The 19,846-nt window shown below is 34.4% G+C and carries 20 protein-coding genes and 3 pseudogenes; 4 read left to right on the top strand and 19 right to left on the bottom strand.

Annotated elements, in window-relative coordinates; genetic code table 11:
• Positions 1 to 57 precede the first annotated feature (57 nt).
• The 16 genes and pseudogenes from HT732_RS03335 to HT732_RS03255 form a co-directional block, all read right to left on the bottom strand.
• Positions 58 to 342 carry a DUF2695 domain-containing protein gene (locus HT732_RS03335; RefSeq protein ID WP_173253951.1) on the bottom strand — a complete coding sequence of 95 codons (285 nt, stop codon included), beginning with the start codon at positions 340 to 342 and terminating at the stop codon, positions 58 to 60.
• 34 nt (positions 343 to 376) lie between these two features.
• Entirely contained in the window at positions 377 to 799 is a 423-nt protein-coding gene (locus HT732_RS03330) for a hypothetical protein (RefSeq protein ID WP_173253950.1), read from the bottom strand.
• Positions 800 to 839: 40 nt separating this feature from the next.
• Positions 840 to 1,883, bottom strand: coding sequence for a Fic family protein (locus HT732_RS03325; protein ID WP_001236326.1), 1,044 nt, complete (start codon positions 1,881 to 1,883; stop codon positions 840 to 842).
• A 227-nt stretch (positions 1,884 to 2,110) separates the two neighbouring features.
• Complete coding sequence (locus HT732_RS03320; RefSeq protein WP_173253949.1) at positions 2,111 to 3,454, bottom strand: DUF4026 domain-containing protein; 1,344 nt, start codon at positions 3,452 to 3,454, stop codon at positions 2,111 to 2,113.
• Between the two features lie 239 nt (positions 3,455 to 3,693).
• Positions 3,694 to 4,932 (bottom strand): DUF695 domain-containing protein, encoded by a 1,239-nt coding sequence (locus HT732_RS03315; protein WP_173253948.1) that lies wholly within the window; start codon positions 4,930 to 4,932, stop codon positions 3,694 to 3,696.
• A gap of 177 nt (positions 4,933 to 5,109) precedes the next feature.
• Entirely contained in the window at positions 5,110 to 5,757 is a 648-nt protein-coding gene (locus HT732_RS03310; protein WP_173253947.1) for a DUF4304 domain-containing protein, read from the bottom strand.
• 20 nt (positions 5,758 to 5,777) lie between these two features.
• The gene (locus HT732_RS03305; RefSeq protein ID WP_173253946.1) at positions 5,778 to 6,023 is read right to left on the bottom strand and encodes an immunity 17 family protein; all 246 of its coding nucleotides are present in this window, start codon (positions 6,021 to 6,023) and stop codon (positions 5,778 to 5,780) included.
• A gap of 118 nt (positions 6,024 to 6,141) precedes the next feature.
• Positions 6,142 to 6,693, bottom strand: a complete 552-nt coding sequence (locus tag HT732_RS03300) for a DMP19 family protein (RefSeq protein ID WP_173253945.1) — start codon at positions 6,691 to 6,693, stop codon at positions 6,142 to 6,144.
• A 108-nt stretch (positions 6,694 to 6,801) separates the two neighbouring features.
• Positions 6,802 to 7,356 (bottom strand): hypothetical protein, encoded by a 555-nt coding sequence (locus HT732_RS03295; protein WP_173253944.1) that lies wholly within the window; start codon positions 7,354 to 7,356, stop codon positions 6,802 to 6,804.
• 287 nt (positions 7,357 to 7,643) lie between these two features.
• Positions 7,644 to 8,488 (bottom strand): annotated as a pseudogene (locus tag HT732_RS10255) (IS630 family transposase).
• A 481-nt stretch (positions 8,489 to 8,969) separates the two neighbouring features.
• Positions 8,970 to 9,413 carry a hypothetical protein gene (locus tag HT732_RS03280; protein ID WP_173253941.1) on the bottom strand — a complete coding sequence of 148 codons (444 nt, stop codon included), beginning with the start codon at positions 9,411 to 9,413 and terminating at the stop codon, positions 8,970 to 8,972.
• A 14-nt stretch (positions 9,414 to 9,427) separates the two neighbouring features.
• Positions 9,428 to 9,871, bottom strand: a complete 444-nt coding sequence (locus HT732_RS03275; RefSeq protein ID WP_205380664.1) for a hypothetical protein — start codon at positions 9,869 to 9,871, stop codon at positions 9,428 to 9,430.
• A gap of 469 nt (positions 9,872 to 10,340) precedes the next feature.
• Entirely contained in the window at positions 10,341 to 11,453 is a 1,113-nt protein-coding gene (locus HT732_RS03270) for a tetratricopeptide repeat protein (RefSeq protein WP_173253940.1), read from the bottom strand.
• Positions 11,454 to 11,583: 130 nt separating this feature from the next.
• Entirely contained in the window at positions 11,584 to 11,922 is a 339-nt protein-coding gene (locus tag HT732_RS03265) for a hypothetical protein (RefSeq protein ID WP_173253939.1), read from the bottom strand.
• An 8-nt stretch (positions 11,923 to 11,930) separates the two neighbouring features.
• Positions 11,931 to 12,215: a hypothetical protein gene (locus HT732_RS03260; RefSeq protein ID WP_205380662.1), complete on the bottom strand. Its 285-nt coding sequence runs from the start codon at positions 12,213 to 12,215 to the stop codon at positions 11,931 to 11,933.
• A 105-nt stretch (positions 12,216 to 12,320) separates the two neighbouring features.
• Positions 12,321 to 13,122: pseudogene (locus tag HT732_RS03255) on the bottom strand (IS5 family transposase); the annotation flags it as partial.
• 36 nt (positions 13,123 to 13,158) lie between these two features.
• On the opposite strand from HT732_RS03255, the pseudogene HT732_RS03250 reads away from it, so the two are divergent.
• A pseudogene (locus HT732_RS03250) lies at positions 13,159 to 13,467 on the top strand (transposase); the annotation flags it as partial.
• A gap of 346 nt (positions 13,468 to 13,813) precedes the next feature.
• Here HT732_RS03250 and HT732_RS03245 read toward each other — a convergent pair.
• From HT732_RS03245 to HT732_RS03235, 3 genes are all read right to left on the bottom strand, one after another.
• The gene (locus HT732_RS03245; RefSeq protein ID WP_173253938.1) at positions 13,814 to 14,671 is read right to left on the bottom strand and encodes a bifunctional methylenetetrahydrofolate dehydrogenase/methenyltetrahydrofolate cyclohydrolase; all 858 of its coding nucleotides are present in this window, start codon (positions 14,669 to 14,671) and stop codon (positions 13,814 to 13,816) included.
• A 153-nt stretch (positions 14,672 to 14,824) separates the two neighbouring features.
• Positions 14,825 to 15,559 carry an amino acid ABC transporter ATP-binding protein gene (locus tag HT732_RS03240; protein ID WP_173253937.1) on the bottom strand — a complete coding sequence of 245 codons (735 nt, stop codon included), beginning with the start codon at positions 15,557 to 15,559 and terminating at the stop codon, positions 14,825 to 14,827.
• Entirely contained in the window at positions 15,559 to 16,242 is a 684-nt protein-coding gene (locus HT732_RS03235; protein WP_001011642.1) for an amino acid ABC transporter permease, read from the bottom strand. The genes HT732_RS03240 and HT732_RS03235 overlap by 1 nt, the downstream gene beginning before the upstream one ends.
• 189 nt (positions 16,243 to 16,431) lie before the next feature.
• Here HT732_RS03235 and HT732_RS03230 point away from each other — a divergent pair, with 189 nt between their 5' ends.
• The 3 genes from HT732_RS03230 (at position 16,432) to HT732_RS03220 (ending at position 19,734) form a co-directional block, all read left to right on the top strand.
• The gene (locus tag HT732_RS03230; RefSeq protein WP_000443570.1) at positions 16,432 to 16,662 is read left to right on the top strand and encodes a DUF1797 family protein; all 231 of its coding nucleotides are present in this window, start codon (positions 16,432 to 16,434) and stop codon (positions 16,660 to 16,662) included.
• A gap of 230 nt (positions 16,663 to 16,892) precedes the next feature.
• Entirely contained in the window at positions 16,893 to 19,151 is a 2,259-nt protein-coding gene (locus tag HT732_RS03225; RefSeq protein ID WP_173253936.1) for an ATP-dependent Clp protease ATP-binding subunit, read from the top strand.
• Positions 19,152 to 19,281: 130 nt separating this feature from the next.
• Entirely contained in the window at positions 19,282 to 19,734 is a 453-nt protein-coding gene (locus HT732_RS03220; RefSeq protein ID WP_000013080.1) for an NUDIX hydrolase, read from the top strand.
• Positions 19,735 to 19,846: the final 112 nt, after the last annotated feature.

Below are 19,846 nucleotides of genomic sequence, written 5' to 3'. Positions count from 1 at the left end.
TATCACTATTTCTCCTTACAACTTCAAATTTACCTGTCTATTTCTAATACAAACATTTTATTCTTCAAACTTTTCCTCAACATTAAAAATCACTTCACAATCGCAACCAGCACCATTTTCTCGCAAAAATTCTATAACCTTTTCAATATCCGCATTTTTATCTTTCAAAAACTCATTTGTTAAAGAAAAATCGTGATTACAATCTACTGTTTCTGATTTATCATTTAGATAATCAAATAATTCATAAAATAATTTCTTTTCCATCGGTAAGTTCTCTTCAAATTCTTCCATTTGTTTGACTTGATATTCTTGTAACAATTTTCTCTTCTCAAATTTGTTCATGAGCTTTTCTCCTTTATAAAATTATTGTTTTAAATCATTTATTTTTTACGTTATACACCATATCTCCGCTATTCCAAACATACATAATTGCCGACACTGGTCGTTTCCCATCTTCCCGCAGCCATCCTGTATATGTAGTTGTGTTCCCATAATAGCCTTCAATAATGATTTCAAATTCTGAGTCTGTATATTCATCTATAAATTGTTGTAAACCAATAGACTTTCCATTGAAGCGTCCTTCCCCTAAGGTTTTGTTAAATATCAATACATCGCATAGGTCGATATCACATTTTTCAAAACATATTTCACCTGGATACGATCTTTCTTCACCTTCTACAAATTCATATATTTTATTAACTTGTAACGTCAAAGTTTCGTTGCAATATATGATTTCTTTCACCCTACTATCATGAAGACTGAAAAGAATGTTGCTATTTCTATCGTGTATAAACTTCATACTGTTCCTCATAAGTTCACCTTAAAATCTAGTTACTTAGCTACTTTTTTACATAAAAGGTCGCTCTTCCTTTACCATGTCTTTCAATGTACGATTCCTCAGTTAATTGCTTAAGCATATTTTCGATTGTAGCCTTTCCTACACTTGGAACTAATTCCATCATATCGCTTTTAGTAAATTTACCTAATTTCCTATCAATTGCATTTCTAACAAGTTCAATTGTAGGCACTTTTTCGTCTACATAATCAACCCTTTCTTCAAAATCAATATAAGCAGCTAATATCGTTCTAAGAATATATTTTATAAACGGCACAGGATCTTCTTTGTTTTCATGCCAGCCTAACCCACTTTTTTCTAAAGCAACATAATAACTGTCTTTGCTTTTTTCTATCTTACTTTCTAAACTAATGTATTTCCCAATTACATATCCTTGTCTGTATAGCAAGAGGGTTGTTAATAAACGACTCATTCTTCCATTCCCATCATTGAAAGGATGAATACAAAGGAAATCATGGATAAAAATTGGAATTAAAAGTAATGAATTTACTTCTTTCTTATCAAAAGCCCTGTTCAATTCATCACAGATTTGCTCAATTGCTCCTGGTGTTTCATATGGAGATAATGGCTTAAACCTTTCTACAGCATTACCCTCTTTATCTTTTTCCACAATAGAATTCTGCGTATTTTTATATCGACCACCAATTCCTTTTTCACTATACTTAAATAGTTCTCTATGAAGTTGCAAAATATAGTTACTGTTGATTGGAATATATTCATAACTTTCATGAATCGTATTTAATACATCTCTATATCCAAGAATTTCTTCTTCATCCCTATTTCTAGGAGTTGTTTTTTGATTCATTAACTCTTTTATTCTGACTGCTGTAGTAACAATTCCCTCTATTTTATTAGAATCCTCTACACTTTGAATTTTAGCAATCTCTACTAATTTATCTAAAACAGCAGGCTTGCGTGTCAAAAAAACTTCTTGTTTTCCTTTGTGCTCATGAATTTGTGAAAGAAGATTTATAATTTCACTATCCCACTTACTTCTTGCTAGATTTTCATAACTAAAAAGTCGCATTCGCCTACCTCCTTTTCTTTTCGCCTAATTATATCATATTTTTAGGTGATTAATAAGAACTTAGGCGATTATTTATACTTACCCAAGTTGTAAAAAAATGAGACAAAAAACATCGTTATTTTCTGTTAACATTGTTTCATCAATCTTATTTGACAAAGATCCGATTTTACCATAGAAGGCTTGAATTAAATTTACAGACTTTTTATCATAGGATCTATTTTATTTTCTTATAAATCTAACATGTATACAGTCTCTGGTGTTATTACACTCTCTTCAGTATAAATCATCCAATTACTTACATAATTAATAGAATATGTCCCCTCATCACCTTCATGTAAATCTGGAATATGATATGGTTCTTGAGTCAATACTGCCTTGAAACTATCTCCTTCCATAGAAATAGCTTCAAACCAAATATGTTCAAGATTTGTACTATCCAAATTACCTTCTTCATCTATTGTTTCAAGTCCTAATTTAATAATAATAGTAATATCTTCATTACCTTCTTGTTTTTTCTTAAGCATTCTTTCAACATAAGAAAATCTTTCTCTAGCTAAATCACTCATTCTAGCAGTTTCTTCAGTACTTAAGAACATTAATGGGTTATTATCAAACTTTTCTGTAAATTTTGAAGGTAAACTTAAAATGTTATTATTACAATCTTCTTCGCTTTCATATAGGAAAATTATATTTGTTTTAGAATTATGCGATTTTTTTCTGTCTTCAATCCCTCCAATATTAATATTAGGATAACATTTCAAAGCATCAATCCATTTTTTAGATGTAGCAACTATTGGCTCTCCATCATAAAACATTCCTAAATGTATCTCTTCTTCATCTTCATTAGAATAATTTCCATCTATCATTATAGAAGCGTAATTAGAAAGTAAGCTATAATGTGATTCATAATCTTTCTTATTTGAATCTAAAATCTCTATTTCATGAAGATTACATCTACATAAACCATGAGTATGTAACCAAACTTCATTCTCATCACAAACAGCTTGAACAGTATATATGCTTGATGGAGAAGGAAGTACATTTGATTTTGCTGCTAATTCAACCCATTTTTTATTTAACATTCTTTCAGCACTTTCATCACAAAGAGCAACCATTTCAGGAACCATAGCATATACAAGCTTAAGCTGTAAATGGTAACATTTTTTAGCATCTCCTTCAAATTTCATATAAACAATTAAGGCATTCTTTGAATTTAAAATATGTTCTTTTTCTTCTTCTGTAAAATATTGTAATTCCCATTGATACATTTCTTCTGCATAAAAATCTCCAAGATAGAATCTTACATCAAAATCAGTTCCTTTATATGATAGAACAATCTTTCCAGGATAATCTTCACTTGGAAGACTTTTTTCTTTAATTTCTATACCATCAATAGCTTTAATATTTTCAAAAATATCTTCTGTAAGTGAGTAATTATTAGGTACTAAAGCTAACATAAGTGAAAATTCTTCCCAATAAGCAAGAGGTGCTTCTTTAATCTTAGAATACTCTTCATTTTTTTCCTTTGAACTATTAAATAATCCGTTGATAACTTTTTTATAAAAACTCATATTTTTCTCCTTTTAAAACATAAAATATCACTGTGAATACATCACAATAATTGAGTAGTTTCAATTGTTTTTTACACTGAATCATTTACGCCTGATTTGTAAAATAAGTGAGACAACATAACATCGTTATTTTCTATTAAAATTATTTCATCAATCTTATTGAACAAAGAGCTTGTTGAAATCTATATTTTTAAGGGAAGTTTTCATCTCGCTTCATCTCTTTAAAGTGCTATTTCACGCTACTTTACAATATGGCATGCCCAGCCATCATATTCTCCGTCAAATTCTTCTGCTAGATCCATAAGATACCAGACAGTTTCGTCGATATCTTCAAAAGCATCTTCCCTGCCAATGACAAGTTCATATGGATGTTCCTTATCTATAGCTTCATTGTTGCTCAGATTTTCTGATGACAGTTTTATAAAACCTTCTTCCATCACTTTGGCTAAAAAGACTTCCCCATTTTCTTCTGTTGTAAAGCACAGGCAATGTTCGAGTACTCTCGGCACCATACTATCACCATTACTTTCAATATTCTCAATAAGCCTCATATTCATAATGCTTTGATATTCATATCTGTCAGGATACAGTGCATGAAAGTACATGACCCAGTCCTTATCTTCAAAGACTGCCAATGTATAAGCATAATCAGGGAATTTTTCCGACATCATCTCAGAAATTTCATCGTAATACCCCAACTCATTCTTAACATACGCAAAAATATGTGCCCGCTCATCGCATTTCACAACGCCTGCTAACATGTCTCCATGTTGTTCAATAATCTCTACTACAGAGTCTTCTATAGAATATACATACTCCCCTTCTTCTCTTGTAGGAAAACCGTTGTCATCAGCATTCTTATATAATATTTGTAATTGAAGCCTTTTAGGGTAGTTTGCAGTAAATTCAAAATTCATAAGAGCTAAATTGGTTCGAACCACAGCCGGTAAGTCGTAAGCAAATGCATTGCATAGATAAATGCACCAGTCTTCGTCAATTTCGGCAGTTTCTTGATTGATTACTTTATCAGTAGCCACATTGGCTCTGAATGCTCTTTTTTCAATTTCTTCTTTACACTCTTTTACTACTTCTAAAGCATTCTGTTCCTCAGGATCTAACTCCACCCAACGCAAGGCATAAGGAATAGCTCTTTCTTCCTCATGAGTCAAATATTGATAGGCATACGCCATACGCATATTCCATTCAGCCTTATCTTTCCCCTCTTCTCTAACCGAATTCAAAATATCTATAGATTTTAATAAAAATTTATCGCCAATAAAACTAGGTGTTCCTTTATCATCATTGCCGACAATCGCGAAGTTTTGATAGGTACGAGCAAGCTGATACCATACTTTGTAATCCCGTTCTTCCATAGGGATGTTTTCCAACGCTGTGATACATTCTGTATATTTATCTTCATCTATAAGCTTTTCTATATACGCAAAAAATTCTTTCCTGTTTTCTTTTTGATATTTCATAATTTACTCCTTATTTATCTTATTTTTACCAATTTCCTCAGTTTTCAAAAATATATTTTGACTCGTTAAAAATTAACGCCTTTATGAACTGTCCATTGTTGTTTCTATTCTAGATTTTAAATGTTTTTTGAGTTCTTGCATGTATTCTTTATAATTCCTTTCGGTAAAAATTAAAACTTATTTTTCTATTTCAATACCATTCAAATATGCAAATTTAATCATAATAGCTCCGGAAAATTCTGAATAATTCAAATTAATGTTTTCTGGAGGTAGCATTTTCAATGATTCGTAAAAGCTGATATACCTATTTCTTAATTTATTTTCCTTAAGAATTTTATTGAAATATTGCTGTGCTTTATTTTTTCCGCCAAAATAAAATATATAGTATAGCAAACTATCTGACATATAACTTCCCGATATAATTCTATCAATATTTGCTTGAGTGTCCTCGAAATAATCAAATATTGGAATAATGTGTATTTTGATAAGCTCGCTTACTTCTTTCACAGTATATTTATAGCTTGCACCTGCAAGTTGCCACCACTCATACGGTTTTCTTGAGCTTAGTGAGCCTAAATCTCCACCATAGATAAAACCATTATTGATACCGGCCTTTTTCATTGATTTGGAGTAAATACCAATATGTGGAATAAATTCTACGCTGCACTTATAATTACGTCTGTTTGCTTGAAAAGATATTTCAAAGAAAATATCTTTATCTTTCGTAACTCTCTTTAATTTTTGACCTTTTGAAAGCACCTTAAAATCTGGGAAATGACTTGCTATTTCTTGCCAAGCCTCTTGACATAATTTTCTAGGATCCATAATTCTCTTTAACCTCTATCCTATCGTTTATCCAACATTAAAAATACAACACCACAAATCATAAGCAACAATCCACACAGTCCTATAAAGACTCTATATCCTTTCTCACCCCACACTTCAAAAATAAATGCGTATCTTGCCTTATCTCCGCCTGTAGCTTGATACACCCATTTCCAATCTCTTATCGCACCGATTAAAAATAGTAACCCGCCTGCTATCAAGACATACTGATAATGTGCTTTTAACCATTCAAATACTCCATCCATATCGTTTATCCATTTCCTCTATCAAGTATTTCTCTCATTATTTCTCTTTTTCGCATGCTAAAGATTTTTCACTCAAGCACCATTCTCTCAACTTTTTTAGAAGATTACTTTTTCTTTTTTAACGCCGATTGTAAAAGCTCTCGTATTCTCCTTCAAATACAAACTTTTCAGGGTGAGATTTGATGTAGTTTAGTTCGTTTTCTTCACCTTCATAATCGTAAATGAAATCATCGGCTTCACCTAAAATCTTAAAAAATTCCTCTCCGTATTTTTCTTCCAATATTTCTAGCATATGGTATCTTTCTTCTTTACCAAAAGATATTGTCCCACCACAATAGTCTACAACTTTTTGAAAATTACCTGCATATTCGTTCATTCCAAAATGTTTGAAACCTTTTATTGCATCTTCCCAAACTATCCCTGTAGGATTATATAAAAACTGATGATGACCTCCATTATTTACTTCTACAAAATACCAAGTAATGGCTAATAAATATCTTTGCTCTAAAGTGAAAGTCTGCGCTGATTGAATATACTCATCATATCCATCATAAATATTAATTGTTTCCCACATTGGATCAACAACATCATAATAAGAGTTTTCATCTAAACTTTTAATATTTTCTATGGTAATCTTTGCGTATGTTAATTTCTTTTCTGTTTCACCCATTTCAGTTGTCTCCTCTATATTTGAATACATTTCAACTTGTCTTCATTACTTAATTTTCTAAATTCTTCATTCGTTGCTTTTATATTTTACCTCTCGTAATTAATAAACTTATGCAAGTTCTAACTCACAGATAACTCTTTTGGTATCTAGTTCGTCTATAGCAGTAATTTTTATATAATCAAATCCATTTCTCTTCACTTCTTCAAAAGAAATTTTTTCTCCGTTAATAGTTTCTGTAAAGTCATCTTCATCAAATTCAAAATCTTCTTTCTCTTCATCAAAATCAATGCTATAGGTAAAATCTATTTCAATTTTAGAGTTTGGAATTTCTAATTTAGAAAGTGGACGTTTTTTGATATCTTCTAAATTTATCTCATCACAGAACATAGGATTGTATCCATATTTAGCTTCATCATAGAGTAGAATTTCTTTTCCTGTATGTATATATTTTGCTACTATCATGCAAGGATTGCTAATCTCATTTTTTTCATCATACATACCACAAATCATATGTTCTTCAAAAAGTGAACCATAAAAATAAATTTCATACAGTTCGTTGGTATCTCCACTTTCTAAGTTGTTGCAAATACTAATACTTGTAAATGTATCATCTATATTTATTATATTGTAATTTTCTTCTTTAATATAAGTTGGTACTCTCACTTTGTTTGCTCTCTTAATTATTATATCGTTATTAAATACGTCATCATTTCTACAGAATGTTTCAGATACCGAAGGCCTCTTATGTTTCCTGAACTAACCTCATGATTAAATCGTATATCTATTATAACTAATTGTCAAGCGATATTCGCTATTGTATTCTTACTATAAATTATGTATTCGTTATAGTTATAGCATGCTTTTTTATTATTCTACTTCATTATAGGTACACTACTACTAGCTTTTTCTTAACTGTATTTAAATATTATAGCAACCACTACCCAATATACTCATTTAGTTTTTAAAAAGCGCTCTAAACATTCAAAAATATTTGGGACTTCCCTTAATAAATCCGTCACTTTTTTTCAAGATAGCCCAAGCCTGCTCAATGGGATTCAAATCTGGTGAATAAGGTGGTAGAGGTAAGAAAAAGTGTCTATTTTGGATGCAGAGTTCATCCAAAATGTTCTTGGGATGAAAACTAGCATTGTCCATGACAATGACATGAGGGGTCTTCAAAGCAGGCAGGAGTTGCGTTTTGAACCACTCCACAAAGAAATCGCTTGTCATACTTTCTTTGTAAATCATGGGAGCTATAAACTCTCCATCTACTTGTCCTGCAACAATTGAACTCCGCTCAAAACGCCGTCCGCTAATCTTTTCATAGACTTTCTTGCCTCTAGGAGCCCGTGCATAAGGACGATAGAGATAGCGGCCGATTCCCGTTTCGTCAATATATACGACTGGTAAATCTTTTAGGCTATTCAAAACATCAAGAAACTCAGCGACTTTCTCTGGATCTTGTTCCTTAAAGCTAGTCGTCTTTTTTTAAAGTGACCTTAATCTGCTTTAAAGCTGCCCATACCGAAGGAACAGCACAATCAAAATGTGCCGCAATTTCCCGTAAAAAAGCGTCTGGATGATCCTCTACAAAGGCTTTCAATTCCTCTAAAGGGATTTTCCGATTTTTGATGACTCGCTTTTTCCGCTCTAAGTGTCCTTGTTCACGTAATTTCTTTTCCCACGTGAAGAGAGTTCTGACACCAACATCAAAAACTTTAGCTGCCTCTACATGGCTGTGTCCCTCTTTGATGTAATCTAATGCTCCTTGTTTAAAATCTGTACTATATGCCATAGCTTTATTATAACATGCTTATTTAAAACTAAGTAACTATAACAGTTAATTCACTCATTATACATTATTGCAATACATTGAAGATTCTAACATTTTAGAAAAACAATGTGGTATTTACACATCCATTTTGTATGTGGTAAACTATTAGCTTTTTCAGCCATATTTTTTCTCCTCTCGCTATATGATAGGCTTGAACACCTTTATTGTATCGCGATTGGAGTTTTTTTGGTATAACCTTCGATGCGCACCCGCATAGCGGGTGGTTTATTTGTCACATAATTAGATTCACCAACAGGATTTGTCGAACAACCGTTTTTTGTTGCACTTCATTTTACAATTCGGCGAAAAAATAAATAAGAAAAAACAGCAAACCTGTTTGATTTGCTGTTAATTAAATCGATACATAATATTAAATGATAACTATCTTTAATACAAAATTTTTGAACGATAGCTATTCCTTCAACTCAAGTCAATCAAATAATTATTTACTAGATAACTTAAATTGCTCTTCTTTCTTATCAAAACTTAGTAAATAGTCTTTTCCTCTTTCAACATTAAGCTCCACTTTTGCAGGTCCCCATGTTGTAGTAACGTTTTTATGTAACACTCCAGGTCTAGTATATGTGTAAGTTACTTCTAAAACAATATCTCCTGGATCTGCACAAACTATATATTTTGCTTTTTCACTAAAAATAGCAGCTTCACCACTGATCACTCTAGCATATAATTGTTTTTGAGTGATTACATTATTTCCCGAAGAAAGCTCAATTTTTACCGCATTAGGATGTACAGCTAACCATTTAGTCAAGGCATTTTTGTTCATTTTAATTGACACAAACGAAAAAACAGCCGCTAATATAAAAATTGCAATCACAAAATAGGCATATACTCCCATTGAAAAAAATGCTTCTAAATATTTCTCCATTTTCATTCTCCTTTTTAATTATTTTTATTAACATCATTTAATTTAATTGTTTTGCTTTTTACTCCAACCACTCCTAAATCTTCAATAAGTTCATTATATTTTCTTTTTCCTAGCGAAGATAAATCAAACATTTCCTTATTACCATCTTCTGTATAAAGATATAAGAAAAACGAGTCATTGTTTCTTTGTTCTGAAGAAATATGAACTTCATTTAGATTATAGGTAAATTCCTTTTTCCCATCGTTTATCGATAAACCATTTCCATTTATAATTATTTTAGTTCTCAATTGCCTGAATATACTTATTACAACCAAAATAATGATGATAGAAGATATAGTAATTGCAACTTTATATCCTCCAATTACTCCGGAAATTAAAAATGCAACAAGCGCTCCAAAAATCATTATTATTAAATTATAAATAACCGCAACCAGGCTTCTTCTATATATTTTCTCCAAAATCAACCCTCCTTAAAGTACAATAATGATACTAACTTATATCTAATTTTAAAAACAAGATTACGTATAAATTATATATCTTTGTATACAAAATGTCAATCTTAATTTTTCACCATGCACGCAATATTTATTTATATTTCTTCACTCAAAAATTCGTTTAGTATCATACTATTATTTTGATTTTATTCGAATTTTATACCTCTAACTCTTTCTTCTTTACCTGTGTTAATCCTCTTTTTTCTTGTAGTAATTTATCTATACAGCTTCTGACACTTTCAGCCTGTTCCACTTCTTTTCGTATATCTTTGATTTGAGAATATAGACCATCTTTTTCTTTCCCAAAAGTGCCAATTTCTGCCTTCCATTTGGATATATTTAGGGTCTTGCTCTCACCTAAATGTTCTTGGAGATATTTCTTTGCACTTTCAAATAAAATGTTGCAGCACCAACTTCAAATTTTTACAACATTTCATTTAAACTTATGTCTCACACAGTCTACCATGAAGCAAGAAAACTCTGGATACAGCTTAAGCCTCACTTTTGGTTTGAAAGTTAGAGATTTTACACGAGAAATCATTTCTTCATATTCTCTTTTATCTTTTTCCAATTCCTCAATATATTTCTTCTTATCTTCCTCGCTCGCATAGTCATCATCAACTATAGCTTCTTTAATAGCATCCATTAAATAGAGTCTATTTTTTTCTTCAAGGACAAAAAATTTTGCTTTTTCATCCTTTAACCATAAAGCATAATAATAGTGTTCCCAGTCAGCTAGATAGTATTGACAAATAACTTCATCGCTATAGTAATGTAAGAATTTGTCGAATTCTTCAAGTACATAATAGACATCAAAAATTTGCTCCGCAGAAATATCATCTGTTTTCAAATTGTAATTTTCATCTTCTCCTGACTTTACTTTTTCTAACCAACATATTGCTTTATCTTTATTACCAAGATATACTTCGCAGTATGCAATGCTAAGCAATAGACTCGTTCTATCAGGATATTTTTTTAATAATTCTAAAAATATTTCTTTAGCTGTCTCATATTCTTTGAGTTCATATAAAGAGACTGCATGATTGAAGGAATATTCATAACTATCATCAATATTTTTAGCTTTTTCAAAATATTTTTGACTCAATATAAGCCATTCTTTATTTTCATTAGACTGGTACATACTAAAATAATAAAGCCCCAATCCTGTATATGTTTCAACAAAAGGAGAATCTAAATCCTTTGCTTTTAGTAAATATTCTAATGCTTCTACAGTATAATCATGGTTAAATGCAATATTGGTGTAAACTCTTGCTTTTTGAGCATTATCTAAACAAATTTCAAATTTATCAAGAAAAGAATTTAAATATCTTATATACTCACAGCGTCTAAGCTCTAACTTTAAAGAAGCCAGCGTACATACTATATCAATATCTGAAGGATATTCTTTTTGTTTGGATAACAAGTAGCTTTCCATTTTTTTAAGGTATTCTGTTGATCTTTCATAGTCCTTTAAAAATGTCTCTTTATATCTATCCTCATATTCTTTTTTCTGCTTGTCCCAATATGCCTTTATTTCATTTATCAAAATCTGAACTCCTCATTAGTTAAAATTTAACAAACACTATTTCCACTTTTTTATCCTTTCCTACAGCTTCGAATTTACGTATCCACATATATTTATATTTTCTACTATTACAATACTATCCAATTATTACTTATTCATCTTTCTTATAGTAGCTGGGAGAAAGAGGGTGTTCAAATAAACCATCATCAATCATTTTCTCAATCTTCGCCGGCAAATCAACTTTATATACTTTGTTATAAATAGCTGTGCTTAAACATTCAAATCCGCCTCCCGAAGAAGCATCACCTAAAAAATTTTGAATTGCTTCTATATCGGGATAATGATCAGGATTATGTAGATAACGCATATATTCCTCTAAAACTCGTCTAATGTATAGAAAGTCTTTCAGGTTCATTGTTATTTTTTCCTTATCAGAAATAGTATCTAATCCATATTCAACGATATCTTTTATATTTGTATATTTTATCATCTTTAAATTCAATACCTCTTTTTCTCCAAATAATTATCATATAAAATTGTTGTTTTAAATCGTTTATTTTTTTTTACGTTATACACCATATCTCCGCTATTCCAAATATACATAATTGCCGTCACTGGTCGTTTCCCATCTTCCCGCATCCATCCTGTATATGTAGTTGTGTTGCCATAATATCCTTCAATAATGATTTCAAATTCTGAGTCTGTATATTCATCTATAAATTGTTGTAAACCAATAGACTTTCCATTGAAGCGTCCTTCACCTAAGGTTTTGTTAAATATCAATACATCGCATAGGTCGATATCACATTTTTCAAAACATATTTCACCCGGGTATGATCTTTCTTCACCTTCTACAAATTCATATATTTTATTAGACTTCCTACAAAACTAAAATCCTAGTTCACGGTTGATAATAGCAGCAACCAAATTCATTCGTAATCCGAAGCGTTTACGTCGATTTCGATAGGTTGTTGAAAACATTTTAAACGTTTTTACTTTGGCAAAAATATTCTCAATCTTGATTCTTTCTTTAGATAGCACATGATTATAGGATTTATCTTCAAGAGTTAGTGGCTTAAGTTTGCTTGATTTCCTCGGAGTTTGCGCTTGTGAATACATCTTCATGAGCCCTTGATAACCACTGTCAGCCAAGATTTTACCAGCTTGTCCGATATTTCTACGACTCATTTTGAACAACTTCATATCGTGGCAATAGTTCACCGCAATATCCAAAGAAACAATTCTCCCTTGGCTTGTGACAATCGCCTGAACCTTCATAGCATGGCATTTCTTTTTACCAAAATAATCTCTAATTGTTTTTTTTAGGACGATTGATTTTTACCTCTGTTGCATCCACAATCACCGTATCCTCAGCACTAAGATGAGTTTTTGAAATCGTAAAGCCACTTTGAATAAGAGTTGCTTCAACCCATTGACTCCGACGGGTTAAGTTGCTTTCGTGAATGCCAAAATCAGCCACAATTTGTTCATAAGTGCGGTATTCTCGCGTGTATTGAAGAGTGGCCATAAGAATGTCTTCTAGGCTTAATTTAGGTTTTCGTCCACCTTTTTCGTGTTTAAGTTGATAAGCTGTTTTTAACACAGCTAACATCTCTTCAAAAGTAGTACGCTGAACACCAACAAGGCGCTTAAACCGAACATCAGTTAATTGTTTACTTGCTTCATAATTCTATTGTATCATATTTTTGTTTCGCAGGAAGTCTAGTGGATGAACGCCTTTTTAGAAGAGCTTTCACAAGTTTATCCAGATGATTATCTTTTACTTGTCATAGACAATGCTATATGGCATAAATCAAGTACCTTAAAGATTCCGACTAATATTGGCTTTGCATTTATTCCTCCACACACACCAGAGATGAACCCCATTGAATAAGTGTGGAAAGAGATTCGTAAACGTGGATTTAAGAATAAAGCCTTTCGAACTTTGGAAGATGCCATACAAGGACTGGAGAAGGAAATGATAAAATCCATCGTTAATCGGCGATGGACTAGAATGCTGTTTGAAAACAGATGAGTATAAGTTAGAACAAGGAAAACATTACAATGTAGCCATCATTCACCTTGCAAAAAAACTTATCAGAATGCTGTTTTATCTTCTCAAAAACGAGCTACCCTTTGACGAACAAAAAGTGATGTAACTTCTGAATTTGACACAGGAACACCTTTGAAAAAATGGATTTTTTCAAGGGATTTTTGACGTGCTCTAAAATCAGCAAATTTGAAACAAGAAATATTTTAGATAAAACTATTGACTTTTCTTATAGTTTGTCTTTTTTAATCTTATATCTAAAATTTAATATTCATTTCTGCCATTTTAGATATACCTATAGAAAATACACTCTATTCAGCGAATGTTTCTCTTATTTTCTATCCAATGTCCGAACTGCCGCCTGATAGGTTTGCTCCATTAGCATGGTAATGGTCATAGGGCCGACACCTCCAGGGACTGGCGTGATATGACTAGCAAGTGGTGCAACTGCCTTATAATCCACATCCCCACACAGTTTCCCATTTTCATCTCGGTTCATCCCAACGTCAATGACAACCGCACCTGGTTTGACAAAGTCAGCAGTCACAAACTTGGCGCGACCGATTGCTACAACAAGAATATCCGCTTTTGCAGCAACCTTAGCGAGATTATGGGTGCGTGAGTGGGTCAAAGTCACTGTAGCATTCTTTGCCAAAAGAAGCTGAGCCATAGGTTTTCCAACGATATTGGAACGACCGATGACGACCGCATTTTTACCTTCCAAGTCCATCCCATATTCATGAAACATTTCCATAATTCCTGCAGGTGTCGAAGGAATCATGACTGGATGACCAGACCAAAGGCGTCCCATATTTAGAGGATGGAAACCATCCACATCCTTTTCTGGGTCAATAGCCAATAGAACCGCCTCTTCATCAATGTGTTTTGGTAATGGCAACTGGACCAAAATCCCATGCCAAGCTGGATCCTGATTATATTTAGCAATCAGATCTAACAATTCCTCTTGAGTAATAGTCTCTGGAACTCGCACTACTTCGCTACGGAAACCAGCCGCAAGAGCTGACCTCTCCTTGTTGCGAACGTAGACTTGGCTGGCTGGATTGTCCCCAACCAAAATCACTACCAAACCAGGCACTAGACCTGTTTCTTCCTTTAATTTTGCAGTCTTTTCAGCCAACTGCCCCTGCAATTTGGCCGCTAAAGCTTTCCCATCAATAATCTGTGTCATATCACTTCTCTTTTCTTTCAAATATCTTCCATTATACCAAAAACTGTTGGTCCCCTCTAACACTTCTTTCCTAGGAAACCTTATAGTTTCAAACTATAAGAAAAAGCTCTGGTTGAGCTTTTCACTAATCTTGTCTTGAAATTTTAAAATAGATTATAAAACCTTACTCAAGAAGTCCTTAGTCCGTTGTTCTTGGGTTTGTTCAAAAATCTGTTCAGGTGTTCCGTCTTCAACAACCACACCGTCTGCCATAAAGATAACACGATCTGCCACCTCACGGGCAAATCCCATCTCATGTGTTACGATAACCATAGTCATTCCTGACTTGGCAAGGTCTTGCATAACAGCTAGAACTTCTCCAACCATCTCAGGGTCCAGGGCTGAAGTTGGCTCGTCAAAAAGCAAGACATCAGGTTCCATAGCCAAACCACGCGCAATAGCAATCCGTTGTTGCTGGCCACCTGACAAACTCTGTGGATAAGCAGTTGCCTTGTCTGGTAAACCAACTTTTTCCAAAAGTTCTTGAGCTCTCTTCTCAGCAACTTCCTTACTTTCACCTTTGGTCTTAATAGGAGACAAGGTGATATTTTCCATCACAGTCATATTTGGAAAGAGGTTAAATTGTTGGAAAACCATGCCCATCTTCTCACGCATAGCAAAGAGGTCATTCTTCTTGTCCGTAATATCGACTCCCTCAAAGATAACCTTCCCCTTGGTCGCTTCTTCCAACAAATTCATAGAGCGAAGCAAGGTAGATTTCCCACTACCTGAAGGACCGATGATCACGACAACTTCTCCTCTTTGAATCTCGAGGTTGATGCCCTTCAATACTTCATTCTTTCCAAAGGATTTATGTAAATTTTCAATTTTTATCAAGATATCTGTCATTATTTCTTATCTCCTTGTCCCATACGTTTTTCAAAAGCTTTCAAGGCTACTGTCAAAATAGAGGTCATAATCAAGTAATAAAAGGCTGCAAATAAAAGTGGTGTCAGAGGTAGATAGGTTGTTGTAGAAACTGTTGTAGCCCCGTTCCACAACTCCATAACACCGATAGCTGATAAGAGGGAGCTGTCCTTGATAATGGTGATAAATTCGTTCCCCAATGCTGGCAAAATATTTTTGATTGCTTGTGGCAAAATCACATATCTCATAGCATTTTTAGGACGAATCCCTAAAGAATAGGCCGCTTCTAGCTGACCTTTTGGAACCGCATTGATTCCAGCACGAACAGTCTCAGAAACATAAGCACCACTGTTCATAGAGATAATCAAAATCCCTGGAATCAGACGAGAAAGATCAACACCCAAAATCCCAACCTGAATAGTCGGAGCATTGATGTGCATAAGGGCAAAGGCAATCATAATCTGAACCATCATTGGCGTCCCACGGAAAATCCAAACGTACAAGTTGGCGAGCCAAACAAGCGGTTTAAACTTTGAACGTTGCCCAAAAGCCAAGACAACACCCAAAATAGTTCCCAAAAAGACAACACAGATAGAAATGAGAACCGTCACGACAGCCCCATAGTTAAAATAAGGTAAATACTTAGGTAAAAAAGAAAAATTCATAGTCACACTGCTTTCTAAAATAGAGTACTGTATGATTATAACATATATTGAATTAAAATTCAAACCTTTTATCCAATTTATTTAAAAATCTTTAAACTAGCAGAATTAGCGAGAAATCTTAGTTTTTTCTAGTCAAGTTGGCCTCCTTTATGGTAAAATAGTAACGATAAGAAATGAAGGAGAATCAAAATGGAATCACATTTGGTTAGAATCATCAACCGCCTTGAAGCAATGGCAAAAGACGGCGGAAATTTAAAACGTAATTTTGAACGCGAAGGAGTTGTTGTTGCAGAAGTTGCATACAGCCACGACGAAGAAAACGGCTCAATCTTTACCCTTCGTGATGTCGAAGCTCGCGAAACTTATACGTTTGACAGCATTGACTTGATTGCAATGGAGATTTACGAACTCCTTTACTAATACAAAACAAGCTGGGATTACACCCTGCATGTCTAACCAAAATCCTTTTTGTCTCACAAATAGGATTTTTTTATAGTCCAAATTCAAAAAAATTTTCATTGTAACAACTTCTCAAAGCTGCAATCTTTTTACTTGCTTTACACCCCAATCCTGTTATAATGAGAGTATAGAAATTTGACTATTATTGACCTTTGGACAGGTCAAGCTAAAGAAAGAAATGAGGTAGATGTATGCTTTGTCAAAACTGTAAAATTAATGACTCAACAATTCATCTTTACACCAATCTCAATGGAAAACAAAAACAAATTGACCTCTGTCAAAACTGCTACAAGATTATCAAAACAGACCCTAACAACAGTCTCTTCAAAGGTATGACGGATCTGAACAATCGTGACTTCGATCCCTTTGGTGATTTTTTCAATGACCTAAACAATTTCAGACCTTCTAGCAATACTCCTCCTATTCCCCCAACCCAATCAGGTGGAGGTTACGGTGGAAACGGCGGTTATGGTTCTCAAAATTATGGATCTTCCCAAACTCCTCCACCTAGCCAAGAAAAAGGCCTGCTGGAAGAATTTGGTATCAACGTAACTGAGATTGCCCGTCGTGGAGACATTGACCCCGTTATTGGGCGCGACGATGAGATTATCCGTGTCATAGAAATTCTCAATCGTAGAACCAAGAATAATCCTGTTCTTATCGGTGAACCAGGTGTCGGAAAAACAGCCGTTGTCGAAGGTCTAGCTCAGAAAATCGTTGATGGCGATGTTCCACATAAACTACAAGGTAAACAAGTCATCCGTCTGGATGTGGTTAGCCTGGTCCAAGGAACGGGTATCCGAGGACAATTTGAAGAACGCATGCAAAAACTCATGGAAGAAATTCGCAAACGTGAGGATATTATCCTCTTTATCGATGAAATCCATGAAATTGTTGGTGCAGGTTCTGCGAGTGATGGTAATATGGACGCAGGAAATATCCTCAAGCCAGCCCTTGCTCGTGGAGAACTGCAACTGGTCGGTGCTACTACCCTCAATGAATACCGTATCATTGAAAAGGATGCTGCCTTAGAGCGTCGTATGCAGCCTGTTAAAGTCGATGAACCAACGGTGGACGAAACAATCACTATTCTCAAAGGGATTCAAAAGAAATACGAAGACTACCACCACGTTCAATATACCGATGCTGCAATTGAAGCAGCTGCAACTCTTTCCAATCGCTACATTCAAGATCGCTTCTTACCTGACAAGGCCATTGACCTCCTAGATGAAGCTGGTTCTAAGATGAACTTGACCTTGAATTTTGTCGATCCTAAAGTGATTGATCAACGCTTGATTGAGGCTGAAAATCTCAAGTCTCAAGCTACACGAGAAGAAGATTTTGAAAAGGCTGCCTACTTCCGCGACCAGATTGCCAAATATAAGGAAATGCAAAAGAAAAAGGTCACAGACCAGGATACTCCTATCATCAGTGAGAAAACCATTGAGCACATTATCGAGCAGAAAACCAATATCCCTGTTGGTAATTTAAAAGAGAAAGAACAATCTCAACTCATCCATCTAGCCGAAGACCTCAAGTCTCATGTTATTGGCCAAGATGACGCAGTCGATAAGATTGCCAAGGCTATTCGCCGTAATCGGGTTGGACTTGGTACGCCTAACCGTCCAATTGGAAGCTTCCTCTTTGTCGGACCAACTGGTGTCGGTAAGACGGAACTTTCCAAACAACTAGCTATCGAACTCTTTGGTTCTGCTGACAGTATGATTCGCTTTGATATGAGTGAATACATGGAAAAACATAGTGTGGCTAAGTTGGTCGGCGCTCCTCCAGGTTATGTTGGCTATGATGAGGCTGGTCAATTAACTGAAAAAGTTCGCCGCAATCCATATTCTCTCATCCTTCTCGATGAAGTGGAAAAAGCTCACCCAGATGTTATGCACATGTTCCTTCAAGTCTTGGACGATGGTCGTTTGACAGATGGGCAAGGACGCACCGTTAGCTTCAAGGATGCCATCATCATCATGACTTCAAATGCAGGTACAGGTAAGGCAGAAGCCAACGTTGGATTTGGGGCTGCTAGAGAAGGACGTACCAACTCTGTTCTCGGTGAACTCGGCAACTTCTTTAGCCCAGAGTTTATGAACCGTTTTGATGGTATTATCGAATTTAAGGCTCTCAGCAAAGACAACCTCCTTCAGATTGTCGAGCTTATGCTAGCAGACGTTAACAAGCGCCTTTCTAGCAACAACATTCATTTGGATGTAACTGAAAAGGTCAAGGAAAAATTAGTTGACCTCGGTTATGATCCAAAAATGGGAGCACGCCCACTTCGCCGTACCATTCAAGACTATATAGAGGATGCAATCACTGACTACTACCTTGAAAATCCAAGCGAAAAAGACCTCAAGGCAGTTATGACCAGCAAGGGCAAGATTCAAATTAAATCTGCCAAAAAAGCTGAAGTAAAGACTTCTGAAAAAGAAGTATAAATCCTATAGAAAGGGAGTAGAAAATGAAAATTTTCTGCTTCTTTTTTACTAAAATAACTGTAATTTCTTGACAGCTTGCTCTTTGTCCATTATGATAATAATAACGATACTAGATAGTGAGGAAAATGCAATGGCAAACCCAACTTTCGGAGAAAAAAAAGCGAATACAGACTATGTTGCACGCTATGGAGTGTATGCAGTTATCCCTGACGCTGAACAAAAACAAATAGTTTTAGTTCAAGCTCCTAATGGTGCTTGGTTCTTACCAGGTGGCGAAATTGAATCAGGTGAAAATCATCAGGAAGCTCTAAAGCGTGAATTGATTGAAGAGCTTGGTTTCACAGCTGAAATTGGTACTTATTACGGACAAGCTGACGAATATTTCTACTCTCGTCATCGTGACACCTACTACTACAATCCTGCCTACCTCTATGAAGCGACTTCTTTCAAAGAAGTTCAAAAACCACTAGAAGACTTTAATCATATTGCTTGGTTCCCTATTGATGAGGCTATTGAAAATCTCAAACGTGGTAGCCATAAATGGGCCATCCAATCTTGGAAAAAACAGCATAAGATTGGCTAATACTCTTCGAAAATCTCTNNTCGCCTTACCGTAGATATGGTCACTGACTTCGTCAGTCTTATCTACAACCTCAAAACTGTGTTTTGAGCAGCCTACGGCTAGCTTCCTAGTT

The organism is Streptococcus sp. 5346 (assembly GCF_013277455.1).
Classification (GTDB): domain Bacteria; phylum Bacillota; class Bacilli; order Lactobacillales; family Streptococcaceae; genus Streptococcus.
This window is presented reverse-complemented; position numbering and strand designations above follow the sequence as displayed.

What these genes read in the sequence shown, in the direction of transcription:
- HT732_RS03335 (WP_173253951.1), bottom strand. Translation starts at nt 342, where the DNA reads ATGAACAAATTTGAGAAGAGAAAATTGTTACAAGAATATCAAGTCAAA.
- HT732_RS03330 (WP_173253950.1), bottom strand. Translation starts at nt 799, where the DNA reads ATGAAGTTTATACACGATAGAAATAGCAACATTCTTTTCAGTCTTCAT.
- HT732_RS03325 (WP_001236326.1), bottom strand. Translation starts at nt 1,883, where the DNA reads ATGCGACTTTTTAGTTATGAAAATCTAGCAAGAAGTAAGTGGGATAGT.
- HT732_RS03320 (WP_173253949.1), bottom strand. Translation starts at nt 3,454, where the DNA reads ATGAGTTTTTATAAAAAAGTTATCAACGGATTATTTAATAGTTCAAAG.
- HT732_RS03315 (WP_173253948.1), bottom strand. Translation starts at nt 4,932, where the DNA reads ATGAAATATCAAAAAGAAAACAGGAAAGAATTTTTTGCGTATATAGAA.
- HT732_RS03310 (WP_173253947.1), bottom strand. Translation starts at nt 5,757, where the DNA reads ATGGATCCTAGAAAATTATGTCAAGAGGCTTGGCAAGAAATAGCAAGT.
- HT732_RS03305 (WP_173253946.1), bottom strand. Translation starts at nt 6,023, where the DNA reads ATGGATGGAGTATTTGAATGGTTAAAAGCACATTATCAGTATGTCTTG.
- HT732_RS03300 (WP_173253945.1), bottom strand. Translation starts at nt 6,693, where the DNA reads ATGGGTGAAACAGAAAAGAAATTAACATACGCAAAGATTACCATAGAA.
- HT732_RS03280 (WP_173253941.1), bottom strand. Translation starts at nt 9,413, where the DNA reads ATGGAGAAATATTTAGAAGCATTTTTTTCAATGGGAGTATATGCCTAT.
- HT732_RS03265 (WP_173253939.1), bottom strand. Translation starts at nt 11,922, where the DNA reads ATGATAAAATATACAAATATAAAAGATATCGTTGAATATGGATTAGAT.
- HT732_RS03245 (WP_173253938.1), bottom strand. Translation starts at nt 14,671, where the DNA reads ATGACACAGATTATTGATGGGAAAGCTTTAGCGGCCAAATTGCAGGGG.
- HT732_RS03240 (WP_173253937.1), bottom strand. Translation starts at nt 15,559, where the DNA reads ATGACAGATATCTTGATAAAAATTGAAAATTTACATAAATCCTTTGGA.
- HT732_RS03235 (WP_001011642.1), bottom strand. Translation starts at nt 16,242, where the DNA reads ATGAATTTTTCTTTTTTACCTAAGTATTTACCTTATTTTAACTATGGG.
- HT732_RS03230 (WP_000443570.1), top strand. Translation starts at nt 16,432, where the DNA reads ATGGAATCACATTTGGTTAGAATCATCAACCGCCTTGAAGCAATGGCA.
- HT732_RS03225 (WP_173253936.1), top strand. Translation starts at nt 16,893, where the DNA reads ATGCTTTGTCAAAACTGTAAAATTAATGACTCAACAATTCATCTTTAC.
- HT732_RS03220 (WP_000013080.1), top strand. Translation starts at nt 19,282, where the DNA reads ATGGCAAACCCAACTTTCGGAGAAAAAAAAGCGAATACAGACTATGTT.